Origin of the sequence: Bacillus sp. MRMR6, from assembly GCF_001940785.1 — a bacterium.
Lineage (GTDB): Bacteria > Bacillota > Bacilli > Bacillales > Cytobacillaceae > Neobacillus.
Window position 1 is genome coordinate 63,882 of sequence record NZ_MSLS01000018.1, and the last position, 17,944, is coordinate 81,825.

Annotated in this window: 11 protein-coding genes; 10 read left to right on the forward strand and 1 reads right to left on the reverse strand. The window is 37.6% G+C overall.

Annotated features, from left to right (window positions below; translation table 11 throughout):
* Nucleotides 1-115: 115 nt before the first annotated feature.
* From BTR25_RS16590 to BTR25_RS16625, 8 genes are all read left to right on the forward strand, one after another.
* Nucleotides 116-1,882: a sensor histidine kinase gene (locus BTR25_RS16590; protein WP_075689158.1), complete on the forward strand. Its 1,767-nt coding sequence runs from the start codon at nt 116-118 to the stop codon at nt 1,880-1,882.
* Between the two features lie 3 nt (nt 1,883-1,885).
* The gene (locus tag BTR25_RS16595) at nt 1,886-3,373 is read left to right on the forward strand and encodes a response regulator (RefSeq protein WP_075689159.1); all 1,488 of its coding nucleotides are present in this window, start codon (nt 1,886-1,888) and stop codon (nt 3,371-3,373) included.
* Between the two features lie 57 nt (nt 3,374-3,430).
* Complete coding sequence (locus BTR25_RS16600) at nt 3,431-4,744, forward strand: ABC transporter substrate-binding protein (RefSeq protein WP_075689160.1); 1,314 nt, start codon at nt 3,431-3,433, stop codon at nt 4,742-4,744.
* 193 nt (nt 4,745-4,937) lie between these two features.
* A complete protein-coding gene (locus tag BTR25_RS16605; protein WP_175596809.1) occupies nt 4,938-6,257 on the forward strand; it encodes an ABC transporter substrate-binding protein in 1,320 nt (439 codons plus the stop codon).
* 83 nt (nt 6,258-6,340) lie between these two features.
* The gene (locus BTR25_RS16610; RefSeq protein ID WP_075689161.1) at nt 6,341-7,207 is read left to right on the forward strand and encodes a carbohydrate ABC transporter permease; all 867 of its coding nucleotides are present in this window, start codon (nt 6,341-6,343) and stop codon (nt 7,205-7,207) included.
* Between the two features lie 86 nt (nt 7,208-7,293).
* The gene (locus BTR25_RS16615) at nt 7,294-8,100 is read left to right on the forward strand and encodes a carbohydrate ABC transporter permease (protein ID WP_075689178.1); all 807 of its coding nucleotides are present in this window, start codon (nt 7,294-7,296) and stop codon (nt 8,098-8,100) included.
* 64 nt (nt 8,101-8,164) lie between these two features.
* Entirely contained in the window at nt 8,165-11,032 is a 2,868-nt protein-coding gene (locus BTR25_RS16620; protein WP_075689162.1) for a family 78 glycoside hydrolase catalytic domain, read from the forward strand.
* A 214-nt stretch (nt 11,033-11,246) separates the two neighbouring features.
* Nucleotides 11,247-12,068, forward strand: a complete 822-nt coding sequence (locus BTR25_RS16625; RefSeq protein WP_083652433.1) for an alpha/beta fold hydrolase — start codon at nt 11,247-11,249, stop codon at nt 12,066-12,068.
* A gap of 919 nt (nt 12,069-12,987) precedes the next feature.
* Here BTR25_RS16625 and BTR25_RS16630 read toward each other — a convergent pair.
* Nucleotides 12,988-15,447 carry a glycoside hydrolase family 3 N-terminal domain-containing protein gene (locus tag BTR25_RS16630; protein ID WP_075689163.1) on the reverse strand — a complete coding sequence of 820 codons (2,460 nt, stop codon included), beginning with the start codon at nt 15,445-15,447 and terminating at the stop codon, nt 12,988-12,990.
* 138 nt (nt 15,448-15,585) lie between these two features.
* Between BTR25_RS16630 and BTR25_RS16635 the strand changes: the two genes are divergently transcribed.
* Nucleotides 15,586-16,326 (forward strand): helix-turn-helix domain-containing protein, encoded by a 741-nt coding sequence (locus BTR25_RS16635; RefSeq protein ID WP_075689164.1) that lies wholly within the window; start codon nt 15,586-15,588, stop codon nt 16,324-16,326.
* A gap of 109 nt (nt 16,327-16,435) precedes the next feature.
* Nucleotides 16,436-17,680 carry a Gfo/Idh/MocA family protein gene (locus BTR25_RS16640; RefSeq protein WP_175596810.1) on the forward strand — a complete coding sequence of 415 codons (1,245 nt, stop codon included), beginning with the start codon at nt 16,436-16,438 and terminating at the stop codon, nt 17,678-17,680.
* Nucleotides 17,681-17,944 lie beyond the last annotated feature (264 nt).

Here is a 17,944-nt window from a genome sequence, read left to right on the forward strand (position 1 = left end):
TAAAATTGAAAATAACAGTAATACTTTTCTTATATGGTAGAAATACTTTCTAATTCGGTTTATGATGATAGAAAATATAAAAAGACATACATAATTTTATAGAAGGCGGGCAATCATGAGGTTAATATTCAGAAGAGTCARAAATCATCTACGCCGAGACAAAATTAGATATAAGTACTTTTTTATCATGATTTGCCTATCCATCTTACCACTTATCCTGCTAGGTGTTATTTCCTTTAATATTGCTAAAAATACGCTCGTTCAAAATCAGTTAGAAACCACAGGAAATAATCTTCGGACTTCTAGTGAAGTAACAGATCTTCTGTTTCGAAATATCATTAATATGGAAAGAGTCATTTCTTGGAGCAATAGTGTACGCCAAGAGTTGGTAGATAGTGCTGCTTTTTCGGAAGTGGGTTTAAATGTTTTAGATGAGAACACAACAAAACGAATCCAAGATTTAATATCTAGTTATTTTATAGATACACAAGATATTGATTCAGTCTGTCTATTTGATGTTCATTATCGCCCTGTATGTTACGGTAATCACAATAGCATTGGGAGCTACAATACTAGTAAGGTCTATCAGGAGATCTCTAATTCTGATTGGTATTTAAAAAGTGTTAAGGCACAAGGAAGACCCATTTTCTTCAGTTATAATGTTCTAGCAAACGGAGCCGATGATACAACTTTCTCTTCCGTTAAACTTTTACGCGACCCGCATAATCTATTTGACCCTAAGCAAATTGGTTTATTAGTTGTTAATATTAAAAAGTCCATGTTTTCTAGAGTGCTAAATGATGATAGTAATAGTGTAATAGCTGTCATCGATTCTTCTAAGAATGGTGTACAGACGGTTTTTAACAGCCCTTCAACATTTGATATCGAATTTAGTTATGAGAAAGACACCTTATCGATGTTTCAAGATTTGGAACAAAGGGGTTATCTGATCAGCAGTTATACGAACCAAACGACGGGATGGAAATTTGCCCATATCACAAAAGAAAAGGACCTTTTAAAACAGTCCAATCAAATCGGGATCATTACAGCTGCCATAGCATCTGTTATTGCTTTAATGGCTTTATTCATTTCTTTCATTCTATCAGGAAAAGTTGCCCGTCCTTGGGTGCAGTTAAAGAAAATGACGGCTGACTGGGCGAAGGGGCTTTGGGGATCAGGAGAAGATCAAGGACCTGACACCATTAATTCGATTGGGAAAACATTCCAAAGGATTACAGTTGAAAACAAAGAGCTGAATGAGCGGTTAATTCACGCACAGTTAAAAGAACGGGAAGCTGAACTACGTGCTTTACAAGCACAAATAAAACCACATTTCTTATACAATACCTTAGATTCGATCTATTGGATGGCAATCCTGCAAAACAATCGGGATATCGCAGAAATTACTGTAGCCTTATCGGAAAGCTTTAAATTAAGTTTAAATAATGGAGAGGATATGATTCCTATATCTAAAGAGCTGGAGCATATTCGTCATTATTTAACCATCCAAAATTACCGTTACCGAGATCGTTTTCAATATATTGAAGATGTTGATCAAGGTGTATTGGATAAACCAATCCTTAAGCTGCTGCTTCAGCCATTTATCGAGAATGCCATCTACCACGGCTTAGAGCCGAAGGTGGGGGAAGGAACCATTGAGTTAAAAGGCAGGCTTGCTGAAGGCTGGACTACCTTCACCATCAAGGACGATGGTGTGGGAATAGAAAACCTGGAAGAAACCGAAAGCGGTTATGGAATTAGAAATGTCCGCGAGCGGTTAAAATTATTTTACGGGCAAGAAAGTAAACTTTCCATTTCTAGTAAAGTCAATGAAGGAACATGTATTGAAATTAAATTCCGTGCGGCAATAAAGGGGGATTAGTCAATGTTAAAGGCAGTTATATTTGATGATGAATATATAGTCCTTCAAGGCTTGCAAATGATGATCGACTGGTCAAAGTACGGAATTGAATTGGTAGGTACTGCAACAAATGGTTATGCTGCCATCGATTTAGTTGAAACCCATTCACCTGATATTGTGTTTACGGATATTCGAATGCCTGGTATGGATGGCTTACAGGTTGTGGAAAAAATTCTAGCGGCTGCCCCTGAAATTGTATGTATCGTTTTTAGTGGATTTAATGATTTTACTTATGTAAAGAAGGCTTTAAAGCTTGGTGTATCAGACTATCTGGAAAAACCCATCACTATCCCGATGATGGAGGAAGCCCTGCAAAGAATACAAGATAAAATCCAACAACGAAAAAAGGTTTTATCTCTTGAGGAAAAATGGGAGGATAGTAGAGTTGAACTTGTAGAGAAAGCAACCTTAGACTTACTTCTTCAGGGCGACGAGGCCTTACCAAAGTGGGCCAAAAGCTTTGAGAAAGAAATAAAAGAGATTGAGGCAGTGACAGTTCTCGCACTATCAGAAAAATGCGCTACCTTGCCTAGTCACTCTTCGTACTTATCCGTTTATATACGAAATGGAGAAGAACATCTACTAGTCATTTTCCATTTTCAAAAAGACTGTACAGAATTATGGCAGCAATTATTCTATTGGCAGAGTGAGTACCAAATAACCATAGGGTCTGGAAGAACCTACCAAAAGATTACCGATGCAGCCAAAAGCTATAAAGAAGCACTGCAAGCACTACGGTATGGTCAGTTTATGGAACAGGGAGAATGGACCCGTTTTGAGGAAATTGGAGAAAATCCAAATATACCAGGAGATTTAACAGAGCAGCAAGAAGCTATTATTTTCTACCTGCGGACAGGGGATAAACTAGGTCTTTTTCATCAACTTAATGAGTTCATTAACAAACTTCAATCCCAACGCTTAGATCCAGATGTAATCGAAACGGAGATCTTAAAGCTAATTTACCTTGGATTGGAAGTGGCAAAAGAAACAGGGGAGGATGTTTCAAAAATTACTCCGGGAAATTACCTGCCGCATATAGAGATCAGGAGATTAAAAACGAAACAGAAAATGTTTAGCTGGCTAAAGGATCAGATGGAAATGTTTATCGATTGGTTCCTTCATATTAGACAGGACAAAAAACATGATGCAGTAGAAAAAGCCTGTGCCTATATAGAAAGAAATTTTTCTAAAGAGCTAACCTTGCAGGATGTAGCAGATTATGTTGGGATGAACCCTACTTATTTTAGTCTGCTATTTAAGGAGGAAATGAAAATCTCCTATATTAAATACTTAACTAAGCTTCGGATTGAGCGGGCTAAGGACCTATTAAGGGAAGGAAATAAAGTGGCGGATGTTAGCGAAAAGGTAGGATATCATACCTATAGACATTTCTCCGAATTATTTAAGAAACAGGTTGGCGTAAATCCCGGCCAATATCGAGATTCCTTTTAATACTCATAGATTAACATCAACCATAGAGACAATTTTAAAAAAGAAGCGGGAATCAGTATGTTAAAAAACATCAAAAAAATAGTAAAGATATTATTATGTTTAGGATTAATTTTAGGTGTTATAGCTGGCTGTAGCAGTCATAATGGCCGTACATTAAACCTTTCAAATACTAATGAAGTTACTCTAAGTCTATTAATAGACAATCAGGTAGAACAAGATGGAATAAGAGCAGTAGCAGAAGAAATTGAAATAAAATACGGTATTAAAACAGAAATTGAGACTCGTCCAAGCGGAATGGAAGGTCAGCAGATGATGAAAACCCGGTTAGCTACTGGTGATATGACCGATTTGGTTTTTTATAATTCTGGTTCCTTGATGCATGCACTCAATCCGGAGGAATACTTTGTTGATTTAACAGGTGAGCCGTTTATGAAAAATGTGATTGACGCATTTAAGCAATCGGTTATGGTAAATGATAAGGTATTTGGGATCCCAGGCGGTAATGCCTTAGCTGGCGGCTGGCTGTATAACAAAAGGGTTTATAAGGAGCTCGGTTTATCCGTACCAAAAACTTGGGATGAGCTGATGGCCAACAGCGAAAGAATTAAAGCTGCTGGAAAAACAGCAATAATTGGTACCTACAAGGATGACTGGACTTCACAGCTGATCGTTCTGGCAGATAACCACAATGTACTATCTGAAAATTCAACATTTCCAGCCGATTTAACAGCCAATAAAGCAAAATTTGCTACCACCCCTAGTGCAGTAAGAAGCTTTGAAAAATTATCAGAGGTATCCCGAAATGGGTACTTGAATCAAGACTATCAAACATCTACCGTTAAGGATGGAATGAAAATGCTGGTGCAGGGCACCGGTGTCCAATACCCAATGGTATCTGGAGTTTTAACAACAATAGAAAAAAATTACCCTGATCAGATAAACGATATCGGATTTTTCCCCCAGCCCGGTGACAGCCTCGATCAGCAAGGATTAACTGTTTTTATGCCGGCTGCCATCTATCTAAATAAAAATACAGAAAATAGTGAAGCTGCAAAAAAATGGCTGGCCTATTTTATCTCAGCCGAAGGTCAAAAAACATTCTTATCTAAGAAGATCATTGTCGGTCCATTTGCAATAAAGGGTATGCGTGCTCCAGATCATTTAATTGCGGCCGTGAAGGAGATGCTTCCATATTTCGATTCAGGGAACACAACTCCTGCCCTTGAGTATCTTACTCCGCTAAAGGGTCCAAACTTCCCACAAATTACAAAGCAAGTTGGAAGCGGACAGATTACCGCAAAAGAAGGTGCAGTATTACTTGACCAAGATATAGAAAATCTAGCAAAGCAGCTTGGTCTTAAAGATTGGTAAATTAAAAGTCTATCTCTATTTTTAAACAATTAGAGATAGACTTTTTCTCTTTATATAAAATCTGCCTAGCCTAAAAAAATCGGACGTATATCCAAAAAATGCCTCACTTAAAAACGGGTATGAAAGCGCTTAAAATAAAAGTAACCACTAGGGATTGTGGTCTAGATCAGATAATATAAAAGGGGGAAAAAAGATGATCAAAAGTAAAAGAAATAAAATTTTCTCGTTACTACTTAGCAGTGCACTAATGGCAGGAGTATTAGCAGGCTGTACCAGCAAAGAAGAGACCACCTCAAGTGGTGGAGAAAGTACAGAAACAGAAACGATCACATTCTTAATTGATAATCAAACACAACTAGACGGAATCGAAGCAATTATTGCGGAATTCGAAAAGAAAAATAATATAGAAGTAGAAATCGAGACTCGTCCAGGTGGTTCTGAGGGCGATAATATTATTAAGACACGTCTTGCAACCGGCGACATGACAGACCTAGTTTGGAACAACTCAGGTTCACAGTTACAGGCACTTAACCCAGAGCAAAATTTTGTTGATCTAAGTAAAGAGCCTTTCATGGAAACTATCATGGACGGGTACAAGGATGCTGTTTCAGCAAATGGAAAGGTATTTGGAATCCCAGGGACTCCAACAAATGCAGGGGGCTGGTTATATAATAAGAAGGTATATCAAGAGCTTGGTCTATCCGTCCCTAAAACATGGGAAGAATTGATGGCGAATAACGAAAAAATTAAAGAAGCAGGCAAAACAGCTGTGATTGGAACTTTCAAGGATACTTGGACATCACAGGTAATTGTGCTTGCAGATAACTATAATGTCCTTGCAGAAAGTTCTACTTTTGCAGAGGATTTTACTGCAAACAAAGCAAAAATTTCTACTACTCCTGCTGCGCTCCGCAGTTTTGAGAAATTAGAAGAAGTGTTCAAAGGTAGTTACATGAACAAGGATTTTCTTGCTACCGGTTATGATGCTGGTTTAAAAATGCTTGCTGACGGTACTGGTGTTCATTATCCTATGATCACTTTCGCTTTAGCTAATCTTGCGACAAACTTTCCAGACAAAATGGAGGATATTGGATTCTTTCCACAACCTAATGACAGTGCAGACAAGAATGGATTAACCGTTTGGATGCCAGCAGGTATTTTCATTAACAAAAATAGTGAACATATTGATGCAGCAAAAAAATTCTTAGAGTTTTACGTCTCCCAGGAAGGTACTGATCTATATACATCAAAAATCAAACCTACTGGTCCAGTTGCTATAAAAGGAATAACTCTTTCTGATGATGTCTACGCAGCAGTAAAGGATATGCTTCCATATTTTGAATCAGAAAATACAGCTCCAGCACTTGAATTCTTAAGCCCGGTAAAAGGTCCAAACCTTGAGCAAATTACGACACAAGTGGGCAGCGGCATTAGCACAGCTAAAGAGGGAGCAGAGCTATACGACAAAGACGTTGAAAAACAAGCAAAACAACTTGGTCTTGAAGGTTGGTAAAACAATCAAATTAATTAATTCATTGGCCCTGACTAGACTCTAGCAGGGCCAATTTTCTAAAGGATTGAAGGGAGGAGCAACAGATGAATAAGCTAGCAAATAAAACATACACGTATTACTTTTTATTGCCAGCAGGAATTGTTTATTTTGTCTTTTTCTTGTTGCCAACAATCATGTCCCTATTTTTCAGTATGACATGGTGGACGTTAACAGATTGGAAATTCATTGGTTTTGAAAACTTTATTACATTCTTATCAGAACCTTCATTAAATATTGGTTTTAAAAATACATTAATTTATGCGGTAGTGACGTGTGGCTTAAAGGTTGTTCTTGGACTATTATTAGGGGTATTTCTAAGCTCAAAGCTTAAAACCATAGGATTTATTCGGTCAATGGTATTTTTCCCAACTCTATTGAGTACCATTGCTGTCGGGATTGCGTTTACAATGATGATGCATCCTTCACAAGGGATCATCAATATTGTTCTTCAAGGTTTAGGAATTGTAGGGCCAGACTGGTTAGGGGATACAAAAATCGCACTTTTATCGGTTGCATTAGTGGATGTTTGGAAAGGGATCGGGATGGCAACGGTCATTTTTATCGCTGGGATTATGTCGATTCCTGAGGATTATTATGAAGCACTCATGATTGATGGGGGAAACGCATGGCACAAATTTAAAAGCATCATATTACCACTAAGCCGCCCTGCGATGAACACCGTCATTATTCTCTCCTTTATAGGGGGGCTCCGTTCTTTTGATTTGATTTGGACAATGACAAAAGGAGGCCCAGGTTTTAGTACTGACTTGATCGCTTCTATTATATATAAACAGTATCAAGCAGGCTTTTTTGGACTTTCTACAGCAGGAAATGTGATTTTATTCGTACTCGTTTCTGCATTAGCATTCCCACTATATGCCTATCTCAATAAAAAAGAGGTGGATTTGTAATGAGCAGGATTGTCGTAAATGAAAGTAAAACAAATCCTACCGTCATTAAGAAAAGCAAGGTACAGAAACGCAGAAAGTTCTGGAAGATGATACTGGAATGTTTTGCTGTATTGTCTACATTAGGTATTTTTGGAATTCCATTTTATTTCGTTATTATCAATGCATTTAAAAATACACAGGAATCCGCCTTGTTGAATATGGATTGGCCAAGTTCCTTTCATCTTTTAGAGAATATGAAAGAGGTCATTAGTGCGCGAGATGGTATGATTATCCGTGCTTTCTTTAATAGTTTCATGATAACAGGTTTTTCTATTATTCTTTTAATTATTCTCGGTGCAGCAGCAGGATATGTATTGCAGAGAAAAGTATCGAAGCTTACCCCTTTTATAAATTTCCTTATTCTTGCGGGTCTTATTATTCCTCCAGCAGTCGTTCCAACCATCTGGGTGCTCCAAGAAATTGGGCTATTTAAGACAATGCCAGGTATTGTCCTTGTTGAGGTAGCATTAAATCTGCCATTTACGATTATATTGTTTCGAGGTTTTATGGTGACAATTCCAAGGTCGCTTGATGAAGCTGCATTAATCGATGGGTGTGGAAGATTTCGCTTATTCTTTAATATCATTTTACCGTTGCTAAAGCCAGTGTCTGCAACTGTAATCGTCCTAACTGCGGTGAGCGTTTACAATGACTTTGTTAACCCATTATATTTCTTTCCGGGTGCAGAAAATGCCACCTTACAGTTAACGCTCTATAATTTCATGAGTATGTACATTACAAAGTGGAATTTACTATTTACTAATGTGTTATTAATCTCTATTCCACCTCTTATTCTCTTTATTATTTTTAACAAGAAGATTGTATCGGGAATGACAGCAGGATCGGTTAAATAGAAAAATAAACCTAAATGAAGTAGAGACCCGAGGATGAATCGGGTCTTATTTTGGAGGTAACTACATGGAGTGGAAAGCAAGTTGGATATGGGATGGGAGCGGCAAACATCCTAGAAATCAATGGTCTTGTTTTAGAAAAAACTTTTCCGTTCCTGCAGATTATGAGTCAGTAAGGTTAACCATTTCTGCAGACACCAAATATTCCGTTTATTTGAATGGTGAATTTCTTGGTTCCGGTCCTGTTCGAGGCTGGACTAATGAATGGTATTACGACCAATATGAATTAAGCGGTTTAAATAAAGAGGATAATATCATTTCAGTATTAGTCAACCATTATGGGACCGGTACGATGCATTACATAGAAGGCCGGGGCGGGTTAATTGCACAAATTGATTTTGAACTAGGTGGTAAAGTGGTTGACCAGGTGCAGACCGATGATTCCTGGAAGACAGCCAATCATGATGCTTTTATAAAGGAAACCGTCAAAATGTCCAATTGTTTGTCATGGTCAGAAATTTATCATGCAGGGAGGTTTGACGATGAGTGGACAGGGCTAGTGTTTGTTGATTCATTTTGGTCAAATGCCGAGATAATAGGCAGCCATGGTATGCAGCCGTGGGGGAAACTTGTTCCGAAAGATATCCCCCATTTAACAAATGAGCCTGTGTTTCCAAAGAGTGTCTTATCCTTAAAAGAAGTTAAACCACTTTCACAACATTTTTCGATAGATCTAAAGCCAACCTTTTTTCCAGGAGAATTAGATAATAACTCAGGGAGGATAATCCAAGGATTTGTAGTGACTGAGCTCTTTTCTAAGGACGATGTGAAAGGGTCTTTAATGCTGACTTTTGATGCACATGCAGAAGCCAAATGGGAATTCAAACTAAACGGGGTTGAGTATAAAACAAAGAATGGAAAATACGAAAAGGTAGATCTAAGAAAAGGTGCAAATTTATTAATGATAGATGTAGGAGGGTCCTTTCATGAACCGACCATTCATCTAGGACTAGATTTTCCTGATTTAGTAGAGGTAAGAACCCCATTAGGCCAAGAAGATGATTCCAAATTTCTAGCAATTGGACCATTCTATAAGGAAACACGGCTCCAAATAGGTAAATCTGTTCAAAAAGTCTTCCTTCTAAGCGAGCAATATCAAAAATTGCAGACGGTTTCTACGTTAAGAGAATTAGTGTCGTTTAAAGAGTGGGAGAAATCCATTCCGAATGAACATGTCAGTACGGAAAATGTAAGTCTTCTCTCCATATTTAAAAAAGACATTCAGGTTCATTCCTTACATTTCCAGCATCAAAATATGGTGTTGCCAAATCATAGCTTTACAACTGTGGAACCGAAGGAACAAGGAGACTCAGAATTTTTGATTGACTTTGGCAAGGAATATTTGGGCCATATCGAATTTGAAGTAGAAGCTACAAAGGGAACTATTTTCGACTTTTTCTTATTTGAAAGCATCCATCAAAATGGGAGAATTGAACATACCTTTTCTTTAAACAATTCTTTAAGATATGTAGCCCGAGACGGACGTCAGGTTTACCGGTCATTTATACCGAGAGGTTTCCGATATATGTTATTAACGATTCGTAATCTTAATAAGCCATGTAAGATTTATAGAGTGAAAGTAGACGTAACGACTTTTCCTACCGGGAACGTTGGGGCATTTCAAAGTTCTGATTATCAATTAAATCAAATATGGGAAATCTCGAAGCACACGATACGTATGTGTGCACAGGACACGATTATCGATTGTCCAGCGTATGAACAGGCACTTTGGACGGGGGACTCCTACAATATTTCCTTAATGAATTACTACACTTTTGGTAATTATGATTTAGTAAGGCGATGTTTAAAGCTAATTTCTAAATCTGTCTATCGCTCCCCATTACCAGAATCACATATACCGAGTGGATGGCAGAATGTGTTAACAGCATGGTCGATTCTTTGGATGATGGCTTGCAGAGAGTATTATCGATTTTCCGGGGATTTAGATTTTATAAAAGAAATTTATCCTGAACTTAAGCTAACTGTTCAACGTTTTCAAGAATTTATGAATGAGCAAGGGTTAGTAGAAATAGATGCTTGGAACATGTTAGATTGGGCTCCCATGGATACTGAACATAAAATCGTAACGCACCAAAATGCTCTCCTTGTCGAAGCTTTAAGACAAACTGCTTACCTTTCTTCTGTTTTAGGAGAACAGGAAGACGAAACTGGCTTTTTATCTTTGGCTAAGAAACTAAAACAAGCCATCAACCTTCACTTATGGGATGAAGAGGAAAAGGTATTTGTTGACAGTATCCATGAGGATGGGACAAAATCGAAAACCAAGAGTGTTCAGACAAACCTCGTTGTTTATTTATCTGATTGTGCAGAAGGATATCGTAAAAAGATAATAGAAGAGTATATCATCCATCCCCCAGCTAGTTTTGTACAGATAAAAAGCCCTTTTGTTTTATTCTTCTATTACGAAGCCCTAATGAAACTAGGGAAAAATGATATGGTTCTAGCGAACATCCGTGATATATATGGTTATATGTTGGAAAATGATGCAACAACATGCTGGGAAGGCTGGGAATTGATTGAGGGAGATTTTAGCCGCAGCCATTGCCATGCTTGGTCTGCAGCGCCGACATATGTTTTTGGAGTACTGTTTTTTGGTGTAAGGCCATTAGAACCAGGGTTTACTAAAGTAGCCATTTCTCCTAATTTAAATGGACTAAAATGGATGAAAGGGTCGGTTCCAATTCCACAGGGGAAAATTGATATTTATTGTAAAGAATTAGATGAATATATTGATTTGCAAATTAATCTGCCGGAAAAAATTGAGGTCCAAATCAACACAACGAAAAATACAAAAGTAATGGTTAACGGTAAACCTTATCTTCAGGCACAAACAAAAGCTGATCAGGAGTTTTAGCAAAAAAAACAGCAAAGCTGACTACTAGAATATGATAAAAATGAGCAAAAAGGATTTAACCATGAAACTGTTAGAGCAATGGCTTCAGGAGAGTAAATATATATAAGATCAGGTAAAAGCTTGGTGGAATATTCCAAGCTTGTTTTTATTCGGTTATTATAAACTCCTTGGTAAATAATACTTATGAAATATTTATTATCGAGGAGTGGACAATTTGTCAGCATGTGGATTGACTCGAGCCTACATTAAAGTGTCAGGTATTAACGTGTTTTGCGAATACTTATTAAATGGCAAGCCGCCGATTCTCCTCATACACGGCTTTGTATCCTCAACTTATACCTTTCGTAGGATTATTCCTTTATTGCAGCAGCAATTTTCTATCATCGCAGTCGACCTGCCTGGTTTTGGAAAAAGTGAGAAATCAACTTCCTTTGTTTACACCTTAGAAAATTATGCACTCTTAATGCTAGAATGCGTCAAACAGTTTGGATGTCCTTCCATAAATATTGCGGCTCATTCAATGGGTGGACAAATTGCGCTTAATATGGCGAGGATAGCACCTGAAAAAATAAATAGGTTAGTGTTACTATGCAGTTCGGGATACATAAGTCGGGCAAAAAGGTCGCTAATATACAGTTCCTATTTACCTTTATTTGAACATTTCGTCCGTTATTATGTCGGACGCAAGGATGTTAGAGAGCAATTGAGGAACGTTTTTTTCAATCAAGAATTAATCGATGATGAATTAGTAACAGAATTCGGGAGACCATTGGCTGAAAAAGAATTTTACAAAGCCCTTATCCGTTTGCTTCGTCATCGCGAGGGAGACTTGGTACCGCAGAAACTAAAGGATATTGATATTCCTACCTTATTAGTATGGGGAAAAGAGGATCGGGTTGTACCAATAGGAGTTGGACACCGCTTAGTCAAGGATTTGCCCAATGCAAAATTAAAAATATACGACCAGACGGGGCATTTAATTACTGAAGAGAGACCTGAAGAAATATATGGAGATATCCTCAGTCATACTATCTAGACATTTCTTGCCGAGAGCTGCTTTCCGGGTGCTGGCCTGCTGGATTTGAATTAAACAGGAGAATGTTATTATCAAGCGGATGATGACCAAACTCCGAAAGTAATTCAGCGAGAATGTCATCATTAAGTCAATGAAAACAAATCCTCCGGAAGAAATCCTAAGAAATGGTCATCATTAAGATAATGATGACCAAACTTCTGAAAATAATTCAAAATAAAGTCATCATTCTACCAATGATAACCAATTATCAACCAGATGATGAACAAACACTCTAACGAATCCCTATAAAATTGTCATCATCAATCTGAAATGATCAAAACTTCTATTGAATTACAAAGGCAAGTAGTTTATTCATAATAAGTCCATTGCCGGACTCCAATCTTTTTATAATTTTTCACTAATATTCTCTTTATTGTCCTTTTAAACTCTATTATCTGGCACCAATCAAACATAATATTTGTGGTAATCTTCATCTGGGGAAAAAGAAGATTTATTTCGTTAACGCTTCGCAAAACCGCAGCCCTAACTAACTCTTCATGCCCACATTCAACGCATACGCAACGCTTGCCTTTAATGGAAATAGAAAAAGAGTTACAAATTCCACAAGCCAGGCCTTTTCGAAGCTGATTATATTCATATTTTGGGAGTGTCGAATAGGGGTTTTCATCTATATGATGAATTTCATCCCAAACAAAGAACGGAGACTGCTCGTTTAATCATAGGAGAGTCATAAAGGGAGTATTCAAGTTTCTAGTGAAGTTGGCAAGGGGAGTACGTTTTTAATAAGGCTCCCAATCATGGAACAGTAGCAATGGGTAAAAAAAGAAATCGAATGGAAATTTCATTCGATTTCTTTTTTTCTAGCAATTATGATGAAATATTACTACCGTGATAGTGGAGGTTGGTTGGTAAAAGTTCTTTAATTAACAGTTACTTTTGATGAAAATACCTTACGAAGGACCTCTTTTTCTTCTCCTATAATAGTAAAAGAATCCTTTAGTCGTATATCTTCCGATGAAGAACCTACATAAAGTTCCATCTCACCTGGTTCCACAACCTGTTGCATATTGATATTATGGAAAGCCAGTTGCCCCATGTTAACTGTGAAAGTTACTTCTGTCTCTTCATTCACACCCAAGCTTACTCTAACAAATCCCACAAGCTGTTTGCCAGGTCGTGCAATATTACTGAAACAGTCCCGGATATAGAGTTGAGCAACTTCATCACCTTGATAGGTGCCAATGTTTTTGATAGTGAATTTCACTTGCAATTCTCCATCAGTTAATACTTCTTTACTAAGTGTAAGATTGCTGTATTCGAAGTTTGTATAACTTAATCCATAACCGAAAGGAAATAATGGGGTATTTTTATCATGATCAATATACTCCGCCCATTCATTAATATCCATATAAAATGGTAATCGACTGTGATACATAGGAATCTGTCCGCTGTCCTTGACGACTGTAACTGGTAATTTACCGCTCGGATTGCTTTTTCCAGTTAATATGTTAGCAATGGCTTGTGCACCGGTTTGCGCAGGCAGCCAAGTATAGAGTACTGCTTTACTTTTTTCGCTAATGGATGGGGTTGCCAATGGTCTGCCGTCCACAATGACAGAAATCACTGGCTTGCCCAGTTGGAACACTTCTTCCATTATTTCTAATTGTGGCTGTTCAAGACCAATATTAATATTATCCTTATTCTCTCCAGCAGTAGCGTCCGGAGCTCTCATACTTTCTTTTCCGCCTAGAACTGCGATGACGATGTCCGCTTGTTGAACCGCTTTTTTAACTTCTTCATGTCCACCCTCAATCCGCTTCGATATGTCACATCCTTTCGCATAGAGAACATTCTCTGTTCCGAATTCATTTTCGAGAACCTGCTTCACAGTATTACAGTTTGGATAATACTTTTCGACGAACTCATCCGTCGTTTTATAGACCTTGTTTGAGGTAGATCTGTTCTTTTTGAGCATTTCAATGATTTTCTCTTTTTGTTCAGGAGATGGCCGCTGATCAAATACGATTCCTCTTGTTTTCAACATTTCCTTATGCTCTGTAATGACGACATCATACGCCATTTTAATAAAATTATCATTCTCAGATCGATCAAAATCACTGGTGGTTGTGTCAGCAGTTCCAACGGATGAATAGCCGCCAAAGAAATTAATTTTACTATCTGCTGAAGGGCCAATTACTGCGATTTTAAGATCTTGTGTCAACGGCAGGACAGAATCTTGATTCTTTACCATGACGATCGATTTTTCAGCAATTTCTTGAGATAACTCCTGATATTCTACTTTGCTTATTTCTTCATGAAAATCTCCTTCTTGATAGGGGGTTTCAAATAATCCCATCTTAAATTTTGTCTCTAGTACTCGTCTTACCGAGCGATCAATATATGCCATTTCCAATTCCCCGGATTCGACCGCTTCTTCCAAGTATCGATAACAGGTGTTATTTGGTTGTTCAACGTCCATTCCAGCCTTGAGGGCCATCATCGCCGTCTCTTTTTGAGTTTTTGCTACGCGGTACCGTGCATTGGCATGGCTGACACTGCCATAATCGGCTACAACAAGCCCTGAGAATCCTAATTTTTCACGCAAAACATCAGTTAGCAGCCATTTTGAGGTAGATACCGCTTGCTCATTCAAAATCCCATAGCTATTCATAATCCCCATTACCCCGGCTTCATGTATCGCTGCTTCAAACGGAAAACAATAGCTATCCAACAGTTTTCTTTCAGCAATTTGCTGTTCTCCTCCATTTCGTCCACCTTCTGCATTACCATAACCGACAAAATGTTTCGCTGCCGCCATAACTTGATGATTCCCTTGTACGCCCTTCACATAAGCTGTTCCCATTTGGGCGACTAAATAAGGATCTTCACCGTAGGTTTCTCCGATTCTTCCCCACCTTGGATCACGACCCAAATCGAAAAGAGGGGAGTGTACAGCTCTAATTCCAAATGCCATCAATTGTTTTCTAACCACTTCTCCCATTTTTTTAGCTAATTCAGGCTCCCATGTGGAGGCGACATTCATTGATTGCGGGAATGTTGTCGCACCTGGGATCTGAGCACCTGCTATCCCTTCATTATGAACAAGTGCAGGGATGCCCAAGCGAGTTTCTTCCACAAAGAATCTTTGGATACTATGTAAAGTTTCTATATCTTTAGTCGTGGTGCCTGTCTGAGAGCTGTTTAGGAAGCTTAGAGTACCAACTCCATCTTTATAATTTTCCTCGGCATTTTTAATCGGATCTTGTTGCCTTAGATTTACCATTCCAAACAATTGTGCAACCTTTTCCTTTAATGTCATTCTTTGAAGTAGATCWTCAACTCTTTCAGAGATACTTTTACTGTGGTCTTTGTAAATCATAATAATCCTCCTAAAAGTAATTTTGTTATTAAAAAGTTTAGCAGATTATAAAAATAAATATTATACTATTGTTGGTTTTTAGGTATTATTGTTGGTAGATAGATTTATGAAACGATAATCAGGGGGAAAGGAAGTGGTATGACAATGGAATACCATACACTGAACAAGGAGCTGTCAATACAATCAGAATATGATACAGACTATTCTGAAAAGAGCACGCGCCTAAAACAGTTGCTAGAAAGTGCTATTATTACCGGGAATATGGATTTGGTTCGCGAAGTGAAAACAATTGCAGAGCAATCAAAAGATATAAATATCATTTTGGAAGAAGAATTAGATATTCAAAAACTATATATTGCTTCAACCATAACTTCTTTTGTCGAAACAGCCATAAAACAAGGATTGCCAAAGGATGTTGCACAGGCTGCCAAAAAAAAGTTTTATATAAAGATTGCTCATTGTCGTAACAAAATCGAATTAGAGAATTATAATTTTGAAATTGTTGAGGAATTAATTGAAGTGATGAACCAATATTCGATGAGGAAGTATTCGCTAATCGTTAAGATGGCAATAGAATATATTCATAACAACAAATTTAAATTTTTCTTTGCAAAGGATGTTGCAAATGCGATCCACGTAAATCGAAGCTATCTTTCAGAAAAATTCACGATGGAGACAGGACAGACCATAACGGATTATATCCATAAAGTGAAAATGGATGTTGCCATTCAACTAATGGAAAGTAATTTTTACAAATTCAATGAAATTGCAGAATTATTGGGTTATAGGAATTATTCATATTTTAGTAAGGTATTTAGAAAAATACACAAAGAAACACCGGACAACTATTTGAAACACACTGATATGAAATCTTCGTAAGAAATCACCAAATATGTGACTAAAATACAATATTGTTTCCCATACGAATTTTACTATTTAATGAGGAGGATGTTTACTCCTAAATAAAATCATGGGAAGGTTGTCTATTATGCCATTTTCGGAAAATACTAGAATAGGTCAATTATTAAAGAGTGAAGCAGCAAAGGCTGTATTGGAAAAACATTTTCCAGGGTTCACATCCGCTCCAAGGCTTGAACTGGCTCAAGGATTTACACTTAAAGTAATGTCAGGTTTTCCGCAGTCAAACATTTCTCCTAAACAGTTAAAAGAATGTATCGAGGACCTAGAGAAATTAGAAGAATCAGGAATAGAAACAATAATTGTAGAAAGTGTTCAAAATTATAGAAGAGATGGTTTTAATACTGATTTAAAGTGGGGGATTATTGGTCCAGGTAATATTGCTAAAAAATTGGCGGAAGCGATTAAGGGCACTGAGGGCTCAGAGCTTTATGCTGTTGCATCACGTTCATTGGAAAGGGCAAGGACCTTTTCAGAGAAACATAAAGTAGAAAAAGTATATGGTTCCTATGAGGAGATGGTGAATGATTCTGCTGTAGATGTGGTTTTTATAGCTAATCTTAAATCGCAGCATCTGGAAACAGCAAAGCTGGCACTATCTAAAGGAAAAGCGGTGTTATGTGAGAAGCCGTTGACGGTCAATGCAGAACAGGCTGAAGAACTAATTTCCATCGCACGCCAAAACGATGTATTTTTAATGGAAGCCATGTGGATGAGGTATAACCCGAATATCATAAAGGTCAAGGAATGGATTGATGAGGGCTGTATTGGCCAGGTGAAAAAAATTGAAGCGGACTTTTCATTTGTTTGTGAGCCCGATTCAGTGCTTAGATTACCTGAGTTTGGAGGGGGAGCACTTCTTGATCTTGGAATTTATCCCATATCTTTCGCCAATTTAATTTTGGGAAGGTTCCCTGACTCTATTACATCAGAATGTATCATGACATCAACCGGGGTTGACGGGGTAGATACAGTAACCTTCCATTGGAGTACAGGTGAAAAGGCCGAGTTAAGTTTTGGCATCGATCGCTTCGGACCCATGAAAGCAACAGTGACTGGTACTGATGGGTATATTGAGGTTTTACCACCTTTTCATGGTGCTCAAGTGATTTGTCTTCATAATTCTCAGGGGGTTAAGGAAATTTCCATCCCCTACAGGATCAATGGCTATGAATATGAGGTAGAAGAAGTCATGCGCTGTCTTGATCTGGGTTTGAAAGAAAGTTCTATTATGCCGCTTGATGAAACGCTTGAAACCATGAAGCTTATGGATGGACTACGATCGGAATGGGGGATCGTTTTTCCATGTGAATAGTATTCCGTTTCAAATAAAACTTTTGCTAAGAAACTCTTCAGAAGAAAAGGAGAGTTTCTTTTTATTTTATTTGTTTTTCACGTACCATTGAAACAAATAAAATACCAAAATACTATAAATAATGAAGATAAGGAAGTAATATACACAATTACTATGGTAGATAAATGATAAAACAGAAAGTTATGAAAAATATCCCATTACTCTACATTCATATCTTTTTAACTAGAATTCTATTAGAATAATGAAAAAAGCATCATCTAGTGA